Source organism: Microcoleus sp. B6-A1 (assembly GCF_036705085.1).
GTDB lineage: Bacteria > Cyanobacteriota > Cyanobacteriia > Cyanobacteriales > Microcoleaceae > Microcoleus.
Genome location: NZ_JAUBTU010000016.1, coordinates 59,869 through 75,476 on the forward strand (window position 1 = coordinate 59,869; position 15,608 = coordinate 75,476).

Genomic DNA, 15,608 nt, shown 5'->3' on the forward strand with positions numbered 1-15,608 from the left:
AAACTAGGAGCAGTGGCATTTTCAGCGTTTAATCAGTTCTTCATACTGACTAACTGATGGAGGAGAGAGAGGACAACTGATAGCCGTTGGAGTTAACGCGCAAACTGCTGCATCGGTGGTCTCGAAACAGTTTTGTTTACCAATTTTGCCCAGCAATCCGCTGCGTTCTAACAAGTTTTGAACTTCAGGTTGTAAGCCAGTCAAAAGGAGGCGACAGTCATGTCGTTTCAAATCGCGATAGATGTCTTCCAAGGCCACGATTCCAGTAGTGTCCATATTGGGCACAAACCGCATCCGCAAAATTAGATACTTCACTTCAGGTTCATCCCGCAAGAAGGTAACAAACCGCTCTGCTGCCCCAAAAAATACAGGCCCGTCAACCCGATAAACGGCAATTTGTTTGCTCAATTCAAGGGGTACACCGGGCGGAAAGGCTTCTGTTTCCGGGATTTTCGCCAAATTGAGCTCGCTCATGCGCTTAATGAATAACGCCCCAGCAGCAATTAGCCCGACTTCCACTGCCAGTACCAAATCAAACAGAATCGTCACCATCCAAGTGAGCATCATGACGCCGAAGTCGGAGTAGGTTGCCCGCATCAGTAAGCCGATCGCTTCCCACTCAATCATCCGCACACTCGTCACCATCAAAATTCCAGCCAATGCTGCCAGGGGAACTTGAGCGGCTAAAGGTGCTAATGTCAAAACGATGATTGCCAGTGCAACCCCGTGAATGATTCCAGACAACCGGGTTTTGCCGCCCGATCGCACATTCACCGCTGTACGGGCGATCGCTCCCGTTGCTGGAATACCGCCAAAGAATGGAACCACAATGTTTGCTAAGCCCTGACCAATCAGTTCGCGATCGCTGTTGTGTTTCTCGCTAACAGTCATACCATCGGCAACCACAGCAGATAGCAGCGATTCAATACTGCCCAATGCGGCTAAAGCTAATGCGGGATTAATCAATTCTCGGATCACCCTAAAATCATTAGCGTGGGGAATCCCTTGGGGCATCGGCAACGATTGTGGGATAGAACCAATGGTGGGAACATCGAGGTGAAAGAAAGAGGCGATCGCCGTTGCCAGCACCAACCCTACCAATGAACCCGGTATGGCAGTCGTAATCCTTGTCCAAAATAGCTTGGTCAGAATCACCACAGTTGCCAACCCGACTGCCTCTAGGTTTAATCCTTCCCAATGGGTAAGGGTTTGCCAGATGCCCGGTAAAAAATGTTCACTACGGGGCAACTGCAACCCAAAGAAATTATTCAACTGTCCGCAAAAAATAATCACAGCGATGCCGTTGGTAAAACCTGCTGTGACTGGATAGGGAATAAACTTGACCAGTCTACCTAGTTTGGCGACGCCCAGGGCAACTTGAATAATTCCTGCCATTACCCCGGCAATCCACACCTTCTCGATACCATATTGGGTGACAATCCCAATCAGGACTACCGCCATCGCTCCCGTGGGCCCTGTAATCTGCACCGGGGAACCACCAAATACCGCCGCCACGATGCCCGCCACAATTGCCGTGTAGAGTCCGGCTTTAGGTTCGACGCCACTGGCCACAGCAAACGCCAAGGCCAGAGGAAGGGCAACCACGGCAGCAGTCAGCCCACCAGTCAAATCACCTCGCCAATGAGCAAAGGTGCGATCGAACCAAAACCGCAGACCACCCATGAAACTTTTTGCTACTGTCATTTAGTTCCAAAAATCTCCTTATGTCTTTGAATTTCTCTATCTGAGAATATTCAAAGTCTTGCATATAGATTAACACTCGTGCTAGATTGTGGCAACCAGCAATCCACCAGGGAATTTTTACCCCGCTGCTGCAATAGCCATCATCTACGAGGATTAACCCTCTGCGGTTGGTACTCGTAGATAGTTAAAACTGGATAAAACATATACACCGAGATGGGTTACATTGAACGACCTTTTCTAAATGGAACAGAAGATTCATGTCGGCGTTGGTGCGTTGTCCGTCTTCTCCCTAATTTCCAAAATATTGTTCTTGCTCGATATTTTTCTCGTACAGATGCGCTCGCCCATCTGCACTTTCTGAGGCGATCGCGACCGACGGCATTTTATGCTGTCGTATTCGATTTTATTCCTAATTAAAGTGGGATCGAGCGGCACAGCAGCTTGTTTTTTGTAGAGTAGCAAAGACAATGAAAATTAAAATTTTTGATGTCGATCGTGGCTTTTGCTCTGCCATTGAAGCCGATGATTATCGTACAGCCATGATTGACTGTGGCTACAGTTTTCGCAATAATTTTCGACCGATCTGGTATTTTCTAAATCATCGAACCCGTCACCTCGATTACTTAATCGTACCCGCTTACACCGAAGAGCATTTAATAGGCTTCTCTGATTTAACGAGTCATTTATTGGAACATAATTTTTCGATTGATTATTTGATTGCTAATCCATCAATTGATGCAAATAGTGTTCCTGAGTTAGCCGTTCGGAATCCCGGCACGGGGAAAGAGCTAAGACTCTTAAACAAAGTTTATAATGGGCAGACAAATGTAGATCAAAGGATTCATCTAGGGGATGTGACTATTTCTTTTTTCTGCAACCAGTATCCAGAGTTTCTTGACGTTCATAATCTCAGCCTAGTTACCTTCCTGTCAGCTCGGAATGTGAATATGATCTTTCCCGGTAATTTGAAGACAGAGGGGTGGCGTGGTTTATTGCGAAATCCCAAATTTCGCGATCGACTTCGCCAAGTCAACCTATTTGTCGCTTCCAATCACGGACAAGAAGATGGTTACTGCCCAGAAGTATTCAACTATTGCAGCCCCGATCTGATTATCATCCCTAACCACGTTCATCGACCGCTTGGGGCATCGAGCATCCGTCAGTATCAACGTCATGCCAGGGGTTTGTGGACAACCTTCGGTAAGCAACGAGTGTTAACCACCGGCGATGCCACAACCATCACGATCGATCAACCGCCAAGTGAATCACTACAGGTAATTACTCAAAAGCACTAAGTCTATTCTATAAGAATCAATAGAAATCGATACCTTAACGCCCCCCGGATTACTTCAGACGGTCACTTGTATGACAGAACATCAGAATGTTAAGATGACCCACAAAGCTTTAAGGATACTTAGGTAATAGAATGGCATTGAAACCGAGCGATTTTAAAGCAGACCTGTTCAAGGTGTTGTCTAATCCAGTGCGGATTCAGATTCTAGATACCCTGCGAACACAAGAGCGCAGCGTCAACGATATCGCTGACTGGCTGGAAATAGAGCCTTCGTCTATCTCTCAGCAATTAGCCGTGTTACGAAGCAGGAATTTGGTGACAAGTCGCAAACAGGGCAACTTTGTGTTCTATTCCATTCGTGACCGGGCTATTTTCAAGATTTTGGATGCCGCGTTAGAAGTATTTAACAACCATCTGGTTGACGTGCGAGATGCCCTGGAACAGTTGCAATAAGAACTAAGGGCTGGTTTATAGAAATCAAGGTTTTGCCAATAGATATCTCCAACAAATAATCTCAAGCTTTTTATAGACGTAGGGCGTATGCAGAGGTGATCGGGGCGCAATATCTTATTTTTCCAAGATGTCGATCGCTGATTATATTATGCCCCGATAAAGTGGCTTGCTGCAATCTAAAATCTAAAATCTAAATCAGAAACTGGGTTTTTTGTGTAAGTCCTATATATCTCACATCTTGCACCATTCTCAAAAACGGACTCTCCGGCCCGTTCCACAAAGAGTATATCTTCTTGTGGAACAGGCCGAAAAGCCTGTTCATAAAAGGCTAATTGAGAATGGTGCAAGATATAAGATATATACTATTAAAGCTCTGCCGGAATTCCACCGATCGCCCTTGCCACTAACACCTATCATGAACGATCGCACATCCAATCCAAACATCCCCCCGCACACCTGGAAACGTCCCATTGGCCTCGGTTGGGAGAATCCCTATACAGTCCGCTACGCAAGCAATCTCGACGACGGCCCCTGGCACGGAATGCCTCTGGGCGGGTTCGGTGCCGGCTGCATCGGGCGATCGCCCCGCGGCGACTTCAACCTCTGGCACATTGACGGCGGCGAGCACATTTTTCGCAGTTTGCCCGCTTGTCAGTTCAGCGTTTTTGAAGAAACTCAAGGCAAGAAACAAGCTTTTGCACTGTCCACTGAACCGCCTAGCGATGGCAGTTTATCTAGTTGGAAATGGTATCCATCGGAAGGAAGTTCGGCAACGGATTATGTAACGGATGTAACGGATGAAATTCTGAAGGCAGACGGAAGAAGGGAAGAGAAGGAAAAATTTCAATCTTCGGGGACTTATCATGCTTTGTATCCGCGCAGTTGGTTTGTATACGAAAATGTGTTTCAGGCTCAATTAAGCTGCGAGCAATTTTCGCCAATTTTGCCGAACAATTATCAGGAAAGCAGTTACCCAGTCGCCATGTTTGAATGGGTGGCACACAATCCTACCGATGCGCCGATTACTCTTAGCATCATGCTGACTTGGGAGAATATTGTTGGTTGGTTTACTAATGCCAATAAGTCCCCGAAAGTGATGGTGCGAGATGATGGTAGTCCATTTTATGACTATCAACCCCGGTGGGGAGAAAGCGGCGGAAATATGAATTTGTTGGTGGAAGATTTTCACCGAATCGGTTGTGTGATGACGCGGTTGACTGCTGAGGACGAACCGCAAGAAGGGGATGGACAATGGGCGATCGCAACTATTACTAATCCAGCGGTAGAGGTATTCTATCAAACTCGCTGGAACCCGGCGGGGAATGGCGAGGAGATTTGGCGCAACTTTTCTGCTGAAGGTTTCTTGTTGGATGACAGAGACGAGACAGCCGCAGCCGCAGGAGAACAGTTGGCTTGTGCGATCGCAGTTCGCTTTACTATTCGACCGGGAAAAACTCGCAAAATCCCCTTTATTATAGCTTGGGATTTGCCCGTTACTGAGTTTGCATCGGGAGTTTGGTACTACCGCCGCTATACGGATTTCTTCGGTCGTAACGGCAAAAATGCTTGGCCGATTATTCGTACTGCAATGAAGCATTCCGATACTTGGCGCGAAAATATTGAAGCTTGGCAAAAACCGATTTTAGAACGGAAAGATTTGTCAGACAGTTTTAAAATGGCTTTGTTTAATGAGTTGTACGCCCTGACAGACGGCGGTACTCTTTGGAGTGCCGCTGACGAACGCGATCCAAAGGGTCAATTTGCGGTTTTGGAGTGCATTGATTACCGCTGGTACGAAAGTTTGGACGTGCGGCTTTACGGTTCTTTTGCTTTGTTGATGCTGTGGCCGGATTTGGAAAAGTCGGTGGTTTTAGCGTTTGCTAGGGCAATTTCTGCCGGAGACGATACGCCGAGAATTATTGGTTGGAATCAAGCTTCGGCTATTAGAAAAGCTGTCGGTGCGACGCCGCACGATTTGGGTGCTCCTAATGAGCATCCTTGGGAGAAAACGAATTATACTAGCTATCAAGATTGCAATTTGTGGAAGGATTTGCCTTGCGATTTTGTGTTGCAGGTTTATCGGGATTTCCTGTTGACTGGCGGCACCGATTGTGAGTTTCTGCAAGAGTGTTGGCCGGCAATTGTTGAGGCTTTGGCTTATCTGAAAACTTTTGATGAGGATGGGGACGGAATTCCTGAGAATTCTGGAGCACCGGATCAGACGTTTGATGACTGGCAAATGCGGGGGATAAGTGCGTATTGCGGGGGTTTGTGGTTGGCGGCGCTGGAGGCTGCGATCGCGATCGGCGAAATCTTGGAAGATGGAGCACCGGAGATAATTCCTAACCCTCAAGCAAAGATAGCATTATATCACAGTTGGCTGCTACAAGCAAGACCGAGCTATCAAGAAAAACTGTGGAACGGCCAATATTACCGTTTGGACAGCGAGAGTAATTCCGAAGTGGTGATGGCTGACCAACTGTGCGGTCAATTTTACGCGAAACTGTTAGGATTGCCGGATATTGTGCCGCCGGAATGTGCAGTCAGCGCTTTAGAGACTGTGTACGAATCTTGCTTTTTGAAATTCAACGATGGCGAGTTCGGTGCGGCGAATGGCGTGATGCTGAATGGTTCGCCGGAAAATCCGAATGCAACTCATCCTTTGGAAGTTTGGACGGGGATTAATTTTGGGTTGGCGGCTTTTTTGGTACAGATGGGGATGGAGGAGAAAGCTTTTAAATTGACGGATGCGGTGGTGAAGCAGATTTATGAAAATGGGTTGCAGTTTCGGACGCCGGAAGCGATTACGGCGGGGGGAACTTTTCGGGCTAGTCACTATTTGCGGGCGATGGCTATTTGGGCAATTTACGGGGTGTTGACCAATTTTAAAGAGGGAATTGGTATATTAGCTGATGAATCCACTAAAATTTAAACAAATTACGCCTTCAACCCCATGTTGAGCCAGGAAAACGGTTAATTAAACTATCAATTTTATTGAAAGTAAAAATTTTCCGCATTCGAGGAAGACATTAATGGTTCATGCTCAAACTTTACCTATGCTAAAATTTGAGCATGAAACAGTACAGGGATGAAAGGAGGAGCGAGACTCGGCTATAAACCAGGGAGACCAAGGGTATGAGGCAATTATTGACACCAATGCAGTCCGCACCTTACCCGTATATAATTTGGAGCGATCGCCAATTTCAAGATAAAATAGAAAAATGTCAAATCCTTTGCTTTCCCTCAACTACGAACCAGCCCTCGAATCCCTCGGCGGCGACTATTTTGATGAAGTCCCTGCAGCCGATTTTCCGCAGCATATTCTCCGCTTCCGCAATGACCAATTATTGCCGACATTGGGTTTAGACCCCGCACAAGTAACCGACCAACATTTCATTGAAGCGTTCGGCGAATTTCACTGCGTCCGCCCTTTTTTGGCACTTCGCTATCACGGCTATCAATTCAACACATATAACCCCAATTTAGGTGACGGTAGAGGCTTCTTATACGGCCAAGTTCGCGGGACTGACGGCAGACTTTACGACTTCGGCACTAAAGGTTCCGGCCGCACTCCGTACTCGCGGGGCGGTGACGGTAGACTTACTCTCAAAGGGGGAATTCGCGAAGTTTTAGCCGCCGAAGCTTTGCACCGGTTGGGAGTGCGGACATCTCGCTGTTTTAGTTTAGTTGAAACTGGGGATGCTTTGTGGCGGGGCGATGAACCATCACCCACCCGATCGTCCGTAATGGTGCGTTTCAGTCATTCTCACATCCGGTTTGGAACTTTTGAAAGATTGCACTATATCCGCCGCCCGGATTTAACTAAAAAACTTTTAGATTTTGTTATTGAATATTACTATCCACAACTGCATTTAGAAGCAAGTAATGCCGGGGTTTCGCCTGCCGAAAAATATGCGCTATTTTATGCAGATTTAGTCAAGCGAGTAGCTGAATTAGTCGCTCAGTGGATGGCAGCAGGATTTTGCCAGGCCGTGCTTAATACTGATAATATGTCAATTACAGGAGAAAGTTTCGATTACGGGCCTTTCGCTTTTATCCCAACTTACAAGCCGCAATTTACCGCAGCTTATTTTGACTATTCGGGTCTTTATTGTTACGGCAATCAACCGTTGATTTGTAGGGACAATTTAGAGAAGCTTCAGCAACCGCTAGCAGCGGCGATTCCTCAAGCTGATCTGGATGCGGGTTTGGCAAAGTTTGGCGATTATTATAATGCAGCTTATCGGCGGTTGATGCTCAATAGATTGGGATTTGAGGATTTGCCAGAGGCGGAGGGAGATGAGTTGTTGAAGGTGACAATTAAAATGCTGGCGGAGTCTCAAGTTGAGTATCACGATTTCTTTTTTCAACTGCGAAGACAGTTTGATCGCACTTGGCGAGATGATGCTAGTCTAATTTTTGCTGAGGCGGAACCGGCAGACTTGATAGCACCTTGGCGACAGTTTTATTATCACGTTTTGCAAAGTTTGTCTGCGGATGATATGGACAAAATGGCGGACTGTTTGCTCCGGCACAATCCCGAACAATCGCTGTTGAGACCGACGATTGAGGCTGTTTGGGAAGCCATTGCTATTGAGGATAATTGGGAACCGTTTTATGAATTGGTTAAACGACTTCAAGACCCAGAAAATTGATAATAGCTAGCATTAATAGCGCGTAAGGGCTGGTCTACCTGCATTTTCTGTTGGTATTAAATATTAAGGTAAACCAGCCCTTACGCCATCTGAGATTATAAAATATTGATCGATAAAAATATAACATCGAGAAATAATCACTAATGACTAATGACCGAAAGCATCCAGGATACAAGCCCCCGGATTCATGCCTTCGCAGACTCAGGACGGAGAAATAAAAAACCTGTATCCGATGAAACTTGCCCCACGAATAAATTCGGGGGGTCAATGCTTCAATTCTTTAATCTAAAATCTAAAATCTAAAATCTAAAATCGATTGACTACTTCAGCTTTTCAATCTCAAATTGTGCATCTTTGTAACCGCCCGTAAGTCCTTGATCGAGAAACATTTTGCCTGCTTTTTCAAAATCGCTAATTGCTCCTGCTTTGTCTCCCAAGGAGCGGCGAACCATGCCTCTACCGTAGTAAGCAGCAGCATAATTCGGACTGATCCGAATAGCTTGCACGTAATCTGCGATCGCACTATTGTAATTCTTTAACTCTTGATAAATCTTAGCCCGATTGGCGTAAGCTTCAGCATTGTTGGGATTGAACCCGATTGCTGCTGTAAAATCTGCGATCGCCCCCTGGGCGTCACCCCCCGCGCTGCGAGCTAAACCACGATTGTTAAAAGCATTAAAATCATTCGGATTCACTGTCAGGGCTTGAGTGCAATCGGCAATTGCTTTCGGATAATCCTTCAAATTTAAATAAGCAATGCAGCGATTGTTGTAAGGAACCCCATCCTCATCGCTCAGCGAAATTGCCTGAGTGCAATCGTCAATTGCCGCTTGATGCGCTCCCAAATTCAACTGCGTGCTACAACGATTAGCGTAAGCATCTCCACTCTTGGGATCGATCGCAATTACCTGAGAATAATCCGCCAAAGCTCCCTGATAATCTCCTAGGTGAAAGCGAGCTCTCCCCCGACTGTAGAAAGCATCAACATTCTTAGCATCAAGTTTAATTGCCTCAGTATAATCTCCAATCCCCCCCTGCAAATCGCCACTCCCAGCGCGAGCCAATCCCCGCGAATGATAAGCTTTCACAAGGTTCGGCTGCAACCGAATTACTTCGTTAAAATCCTGAATAGCCGCCTTGTAATCTTGCAGTTCTAAATAAGCAACTCCTCTTTCATAATATGTATCAGCATCATTGGGCTGGAGATTCAAAGCTTGAGTGTAATCCTCAATCGCCCCGCCCTTGTCGTTAAAATCGTGACGGGCTAGCCCGCGGTTAAAATAAGCCTGAAAATATTTAGGATTGAGAGCGATCGCCTGAGAATAATCCGCAATTGCTTCTTGATACTTTTGTAAATCATAATTAGCATTACCGCGCTGGTAAAAACTCTCGGCATTTTTAGGATTCAATTGAATTGACTTATTAAAAGCCTGCAAAGCGGCCGCCGCCTCTTGATTGCGAGACTTTTCCACTCCCTGTTCGTAATATTCCTTAGCTTTAATCGGATTCGGGCGGCTCCAATAACTAAACAGAAATAGCAGAACTATCGCCGCCCCGAACCCCGCCAAAATCATCAACCAAAATCGACTTCCCAAACGTGACGAAAAACGATCAGAAGAAACTAAGGTGGGAGCCATACTTTTCTTGTGAGCCGGATTCCCCGGTTCTTGGCGGTGCCTCAACTTGCTCAGAGCTAGCAAAACTTCATCCGCAGATTGATAGCGCTTGGCAAATTGGTGACAGACCATTTTATCAATTATATTGGCTAATCCCACAGAACATTGAGCTCGGTTTCGCCAAACAATTTCCCCCGTATGAGAAGGACTCGGATCTTGCAATTTTGGCAAATCCGTACCGGGTAAACCAGTGATAGCTTGGACTGCCATCATCCCGACTGCATAGAGGTCGCTGCTAAATTGCGGGTTTCCTTGAAATTGTTCGATCGGCATATAAGCCGGAGTTCCAGTAGCAATGGTGCGCGGAAATTCTGTATCGTACTCGCTGACGTGACTCGCAACTTCTTTAACCGAACCGAAGTCAATTAAAACTAATTTGCCGTCTGGTTTGCGGCGGATTAAGTTGGAGGGATTAACATCGCGGTGAATCACTCCCTGAGAGTGTACGAAGGCGAGAACTTGTAACACTTCTTCCAACAGATCCAGCACTCGTTCTTCCCGCCAAGGTTGACCGGCCACAATTTCCCTATTTAGGGCGTGTCCGGGCACAAACTCTTCGACGAGGTAGAATTGATTGGCTTCTTCAAAATAAGCGAGTAAAAATGGAATTTGATCGTGTTTTCCCAGCTTTTCTAATATTTCTGCTTCTTGTTTAAATAAGCGGTAAGCTGTTTTGAGAACTGTGGAAGTGTTGCTGGGAGGGCGCAGTTGTTTGACTACACATTGAGGGTGGCCAGGGCGACGAGTATCGACAGCTAAATAAGTTTGTCCGAAAGCACCCGAGCTGAGAATTTGCACTACGCGATAACGCCTGTCTAAAAGTTGACCAACCATGTTCATATCTATAAGTGAGAATTGGTAACGGGGAGGTGGTAATTTGGAATTGGTAACGGGGAGTTGGTAACGAGAAGTTGGTAAGTGGGAATTGGTAATTGGGTCTTCTTCTTTCTTCCTTCTTCCTTCTTCCTTCTTCCTTTTTTCTTCTTTTTTTAACATCTGAATGGAAACTAATAGTTTATTTAGGGTCGTTGATTTGTGCTTGTGCGTTTTGGAAACCATCGGCTCTTCCTTGTTCTAGAAAGAGGGTTGCAGCTTTCTGAAAATCCTCGATCGCCCCGGCACGGTCTTTGAGTTGGCGACGGACGAGGCCTCGGCTGTAAAAAGCGCTAGCATTGTTGGGGTTGAGCCGCAGCGAGTGAGCGAAATCCTCAACTGCTAAAGGGTAATTTTTTAGTTCTGAGTAAATAGTACCGCGATTGCTGTAAGCTACGGCATCGCTGGGATTGAGTCGAATTGCTTGAGTAAAATCTTCCACAGCTCCCTGCTTGTCTCCCGAAGCCGATCGAGCTAATCCTCGATTGCTGTATGCTTTGGGATTGTTGCCGTTAAGTCCGATCGTCAAACTGCAATCTTCGCTGGCCTTTTGAAATTGTTTTAAATTCAGATAAGCAATGCAGCGGTTGTTGTAAGCTGCTTCATCTTTTGGATCGAGGCGAATTCCTTCGGTGCAATCTGCAATCGCTTTGTCGTAGGTGGCCAAATTCAAGTAAGCGCTGCACCGATTGGTATAAGCATCGGCGAGATCTGGTTGTAATTCGATCGCCTTAGTATAATCTTCCATCGCTCCTTGATAATCTGCCAGATTAAATCTCGCTCGACCACGACTGTAGTAAACGCCAGCTTGTTTGGGGCTAATTTGCAGGGCTTGAGTAAAATCTGCCATTGCTCCTGTTTTGTCGCCTGCAGCCGATCGAGCTAAACCCCGATTGCTGTAAGCTGTAGCATCGTTGGGACTGAGCCTAATTGCTTGAGTGTAGTCTTCTATTGCTGTGCGGTAGTCGCCCAACTCGTAGTAAGCTAAACCCCGCTGAGAGTAGGCCTCACCGTCGCTGGGATTGAGTCGCACTACTTGGGTGAAATCTTCCACGGCCCCCCGCTTGTCCCCGATGTCGAGGCGGGCCATACCTCGATTGTAGAGAGCTTTGGTGTGGCTAGGATTGACTTTAATTGCTTGCGTGTAATCCTGTATTGCTTCCTCGGTTGCGCCCATGTCGTAGCGAGCGTTTGCCCGCTTGTAGTAAGTTTCCGCATCGCTGGCATTCAGGGCGATCGCTTGAGTATAATCGGCGATCGCGCCTGTTGTGTCACCTTGCTGCGCCTTGGTAACGCCGCGGGCTAACAATTCTTTTGACCTCGCCGGACTTTGACTCTGCCAAAAGTAAATTATCACTGCCGTCAAGATTAAAGCTGCCGCTGTTGCAGCCAACAGCAGCAGTTTGGTTTGGCTTTGTCTTAGCGGTTGACTCATAGCGTGCGTGATGATTGTGGCTGGCGGCGGCTCAACCTCCAATTTTACGGCGATTTGTTTGAGGTCTGCTAAAACTTCGGCGGCCTCCTGATAACGTTCCTCACAGTCAGGGCGCACCATTCGATCGATAATATCTGCTAGGGCGGCCGAACAAGTTGCCCGGTTTCGCCAGGGAATTTCGTTTTTGTTGTTTTTTAAGGCACTCAGTTCGTTGGGTGAGAGTCCCGTGACGGCAAGCTGGGCGATCGTACCTAGAGCGTAGATGTCGCTATTGTAACGGGGGTTGCCGCTCAATTGCTCGATCGGCACGTATAACTCCTGGGCCCCCAAATCCTGTTTTTTTGCCTCATGGCGTTTAACAGAGTTCGGGGAAGTTTGCGACAACAAATGACAGTTAGCAAGTTCCGGGTTAATTTCTTTGTCTAAGCTAAAGTCTACCAATACAAATTTGCCGTCTGACTCGCGCCGGATCGCTCTGTCTGGTTGAATTCTGCGGTGAATGAAACCTTTGTCGTGTATGAACACCAAAATTTCTAATATTTCTGATAGCAGACCAATTACTTGGTCTTCATCCCAAGGTTCACCGGGTATTAGTTCTTGACTTAAAGGTGAGCCGGCAATAAATTCTTCTATTAAGTATAAACTTTGATTTTCCTCAAAATACGCCAATAATTCGGGAATTTTGTCGTGTTTACCCAATTTTTCAATTATTTCTGCGTTTCTTTGAAATATAACTTTGACTAATTCTGGAGTTTGCGAACTTGTGCCGGGTAGCCGCATTTCTCTAACCGTGCATTGCGGATACCCGGGACGGTGAGTATCTGCTGCTAGATAAGTTTTTCCCACCTCACTTGAGTCTGTGACTTTAATGATGCGGTAACGTCTGTCTAGGAGTTGACCAATCATGCTTTGCCCTCTACCCTGTCAATGTTCCATTATTGCATGAAATCAGAATAGCTCACTGTGGTGTCAAACTTTTAGCTATTGATTCCGGTGTGCCAAGCCGCCGAAGAAATCGCCAGTAGTAGGACTACAGGTGCTGGCAATTTAAAGGCGATCGCCCAAACTTTGAGCCTTGTCTGAATTTGAGCAGTCCAGGACGCAGTGTTAAAAGCCGGGATGCAGTATTTCCGTAAAAAAAACAATTTCTGCGTCGAGGACTATAGCATTAAGATTAGTCCCAGTCTGCTGCCCGTATCGGTTGACTGTAGATGCAAAGCGTGAACTTATAGTATAATTTAGTAACCGAGCAACAGATGACTTAAAATGAACGTACAACTCGTTGACTCCCTAATTCAAGTTATCTTATCTCTCTCCGCAGACGAACAATTAGCGATTACGGACAAATTACTAGAAAAGATCCCGTACCCTTCGACTCAGGAACTTATGCAGCTCGATCAAAGTGGTGGCTGTTTTGACTTTTTGCATGACGAACCTGATATTTACACAATAGAAGATGGAGAACCTATTGCGTGACACTAAAAAAAGGAGATATTGTATTAGTCGAATTTCCATTTACTGATTTGAGTCAGATGAAATTGCGTCCGGCTTTAGTGCTATGTGCTATCTCAAATCCTGATGAAGTTACTGTTTGCTTTATTTCGTCTCAAAATGTTAGCCGTTTGAGTAATGAAGAGTTTGCTTTAAATGTGGAAGATATAGAATTTTCGGCAACGGGATTGCGAGTATCATCTAAAGTTAGAGTAACTCGAATAGCTACCCTCCAACGCAGATTAATTATTAGACGATTGGGTGAATTAGGAAATCTCTATATACAGCAATTAAATGCCTATATGTTCGAGGCATTGCAGATAGGGCGATCGAGATAATTATTAAACTATAGAGCAATTAAAAATGTCTGAATCACTAACAAAAGGAGGAACGATCGCAGCGATCGCCACTGCCATAGTTCCCCAACAAGGCAGCGTCGGCATTGTGCGAGTTTCCGGTTCCGCAGCCTTAAAAATTGCCGAAACTCTGTTTTGCGCCCCAGGACGGCAAATTTGGGAGTCTCACCGCATTCTTTACGGCCACATCCGCCGCCCCAAAACTCAAGAATTAGTCGATGAAGCTTTGCTGCTAATCATGAAAGCACCGCGTTCTTTTACTCGCGAAGATGTGGTGGAATTTCACTGTCACGGCGGTATCATGGCCGTGCAGCAAGTCTTGCAGTTGTGTTTGGAACATGGGGCGAGATTGGCGCAGCCGGGAGAGTTTTCGCTGCGGGCTTTTTTGAACGGGAGGCTCGATTTAACTCAAGCTGAAAGTATTGCAGATTTGGTGGGAGCAAAATCGCCCGCTGCTGCACAAAGTGCTTTAGCTGGTTTGCAAGGAAAATTAGCGCAGCCAATTCGCAAATTGAGAACAACTTGTTTGGACGTGCTGGCAGAAATTGAGGCGAGAATTGATTTTGAGGAAGATTTGCCGCCTTTAGATGAAGCTAAAACTTCTTTGGAAATAAATAATGTTTTGGAGGAATTGTCAACAATTTTGGCAACCGCAGATCGTGGAGAATTGTTGAGAACTGGTTTGAAAGTAGCGATTGTTGGGCGGCCGAATGTGGGAAAATCGAGTTTGTTGAATGCTTGGAGTAAGAGCGATCGGGCGATCGTCACGGATTTGCCCGGTACGACGCGGGATGTGGTAGAATCGCAGCTAGTTGTCGGGGGAATTCCAGTGCAGGTTCTTGATACTGCGGGCATTCGAGAAACCGAGGACAAGGTAGAAAAAATTGGCGTTGAGCGATCGCGCGCCGCAGCAAAACAAGCCGATTTAGTGTTGTTGACAATTGACGCGGAATCTGGTTGGACAGAAGAAGATTCGGAAATTTACGAACAAGTAAACCACCGCCAGCTAATTATAATTATCAACAAAATCGACTTAGTAAAAACCCTCCCCGAACTACCTTTTTCCTCTGAAATTCACCGTATAGTTACCGCAGCCGCCGCCCTCGATCGAGGCATAGAAGACTTAGAAACAGCAATTTTAGATGCCGTCACCGGGGGAAATTTGCAAGCAGCCAACTCAGACTTAGCAATCAACCAGCGACAAGCAGCGGCCTTAACTAAAGCTAAAATTTCTCTGGAACAATGCACGGATACTATTAGCAACAAATTGCCTTTAGATTTCTGGACAATAGATTTACGCGGTGCAATTCAAGCATTGGGGGAAGTGACGGGGGAAGAAGTGACAGAATCAGTGCTCGACAGAATATTTAGCAGGTTTTGCATTGGCAAATAGCAATAGGAAAAGAGTAAATTAAATAGGTAAGCTGTCTCGCATTTAAGTTGTATTTTTAGGGCGGGCGGGACGCCCAACCCACAAGAATTTTACTCTTTTTGAAACCCCGAATTTCACTCTTTGTGGAACAGGCATCTTGCCTGTTCTGTTGTATTTTTAGGGCGGGCGGGACGCCCAACCCCTACTCCCTACAATAATTTCACTCTTTTTGAAACCCCGAATTTCACTCTTTGTGGAACAGGCATCTTGCCTGTTCTGTTGTATTTTTAGGGCGGGCG

11 protein-coding genes are annotated in these 15,608 nt (G+C 46.1%); 7 read left to right on the forward strand and 4 right to left on the reverse strand.

Translation table 11 applies throughout. The features are described 5' to 3' along the window. Positions 1-21: 21 nt before the first annotated feature. Together QUB11_RS08155 and QUB11_RS08160 are read right to left on the reverse strand one after the other, a co-directional pair. Positions 22-1,704 carry a SulP family inorganic anion transporter gene (locus QUB11_RS08155; protein WP_333199511.1) on the reverse strand — a complete coding sequence of 561 codons (1,683 nt, stop codon included), beginning with the start codon at positions 1,702-1,704 and terminating at the stop codon, positions 22-24. 255 nt (positions 1,705-1,959) lie between these two features. Then, positions 1,960-2,172 carry a hypothetical protein gene (locus tag QUB11_RS08160; RefSeq protein WP_333199509.1) on the reverse strand — a complete coding sequence of 71 codons (213 nt, stop codon included), beginning with the start codon at positions 2,170-2,172 and terminating at the stop codon, positions 1,960-1,962. On the opposite strand from QUB11_RS08160, the gene QUB11_RS08165 reads away from it, so the two are divergent. The 4 genes from QUB11_RS08165 (at position 2,172) to QUB11_RS08180 (ending at position 8,106) form a co-directional block, all read left to right on the forward strand. Beyond that, positions 2,172-2,999: a hypothetical protein gene (locus tag QUB11_RS08165; RefSeq protein ID WP_333199506.1), complete on the forward strand. Its 828-nt coding sequence runs from the start codon at positions 2,172-2,174 to the stop codon at positions 2,997-2,999. The genes QUB11_RS08160 and QUB11_RS08165 overlap by 1 nt on opposite strands. A 131-nt stretch (positions 3,000-3,130) precedes the next feature. After that, complete coding sequence (locus tag QUB11_RS08170; RefSeq protein WP_333199504.1) at positions 3,131-3,451, forward strand: metalloregulator ArsR/SmtB family transcription factor; 321 nt, start codon at positions 3,131-3,133, stop codon at positions 3,449-3,451. Between the two features lie 415 nt (positions 3,452-3,866). Continuing rightward, the gene (locus tag QUB11_RS08175) at positions 3,867-6,383 is read left to right on the forward strand and encodes a GH116 family glycosyl hydrolase (RefSeq protein WP_333199640.1); all 2,517 of its coding nucleotides are present in this window, start codon (positions 3,867-3,869) and stop codon (positions 6,381-6,383) included. A 289-nt stretch (positions 6,384-6,672) separates the two neighbouring features. Next, positions 6,673-8,106: a protein adenylyltransferase SelO family protein gene (locus tag QUB11_RS08180; protein WP_333199502.1), complete on the forward strand. Its 1,434-nt coding sequence runs from the start codon at positions 6,673-6,675 to the stop codon at positions 8,104-8,106. Positions 8,107-8,426: 320 nt separating this feature from the next. Here QUB11_RS08180 and QUB11_RS08185 read toward each other — a convergent pair whose 3' ends face one another. Together QUB11_RS08185 and QUB11_RS08190 are read right to left on the reverse strand one after the other, a co-directional pair. After that, entirely contained in the window at positions 8,427-10,841 is a 2,415-nt protein-coding gene (locus tag QUB11_RS08185) for a tetratricopeptide repeat protein (RefSeq protein WP_333199500.1), read from the reverse strand. Continuing rightward, positions 10,798-12,996 (reverse strand): tetratricopeptide repeat protein, encoded by a 2,199-nt coding sequence (locus QUB11_RS08190; RefSeq protein WP_333199498.1) that lies wholly within the window; start codon positions 12,994-12,996, stop codon positions 10,798-10,800. Before QUB11_RS08190 ends, QUB11_RS08185 begins: the two co-directional genes overlap by 44 nt. 360 nt (positions 12,997-13,356) lie before the next feature. Between QUB11_RS08190 and QUB11_RS08195 the strand changes: the two genes are divergently transcribed. Genes QUB11_RS08195 through mnmE form a run of 3 tightly spaced genes read left to right on the forward strand, consistent with a single transcriptional unit; the run spans position 13,357 to position 15,330 of the window. Continuing rightward, positions 13,357-13,566: a hypothetical protein gene (locus QUB11_RS08195; protein WP_333199496.1), complete on the forward strand. Its 210-nt coding sequence runs from the start codon at positions 13,357-13,359 to the stop codon at positions 13,564-13,566. Beyond that, positions 13,563-13,919, forward strand: coding sequence for a type II toxin-antitoxin system PemK/MazF family toxin (locus tag QUB11_RS08200; protein WP_333199494.1), 357 nt, complete (start codon positions 13,563-13,565; stop codon positions 13,917-13,919). Before QUB11_RS08195 ends, QUB11_RS08200 begins: the two co-directional genes overlap by 4 nt. A 25-nt stretch (positions 13,920-13,944) precedes the next feature. Next, positions 13,945-15,330 (forward strand): tRNA uridine-5-carboxymethylaminomethyl(34) synthesis GTPase MnmE, encoded by a 1,386-nt coding sequence (gene mnmE / locus QUB11_RS08205; RefSeq protein ID WP_333199492.1) that lies wholly within the window; start codon positions 13,945-13,947, stop codon positions 15,328-15,330. The last annotated feature ends 278 nt before the right edge of the window (positions 15,331-15,608 follow it).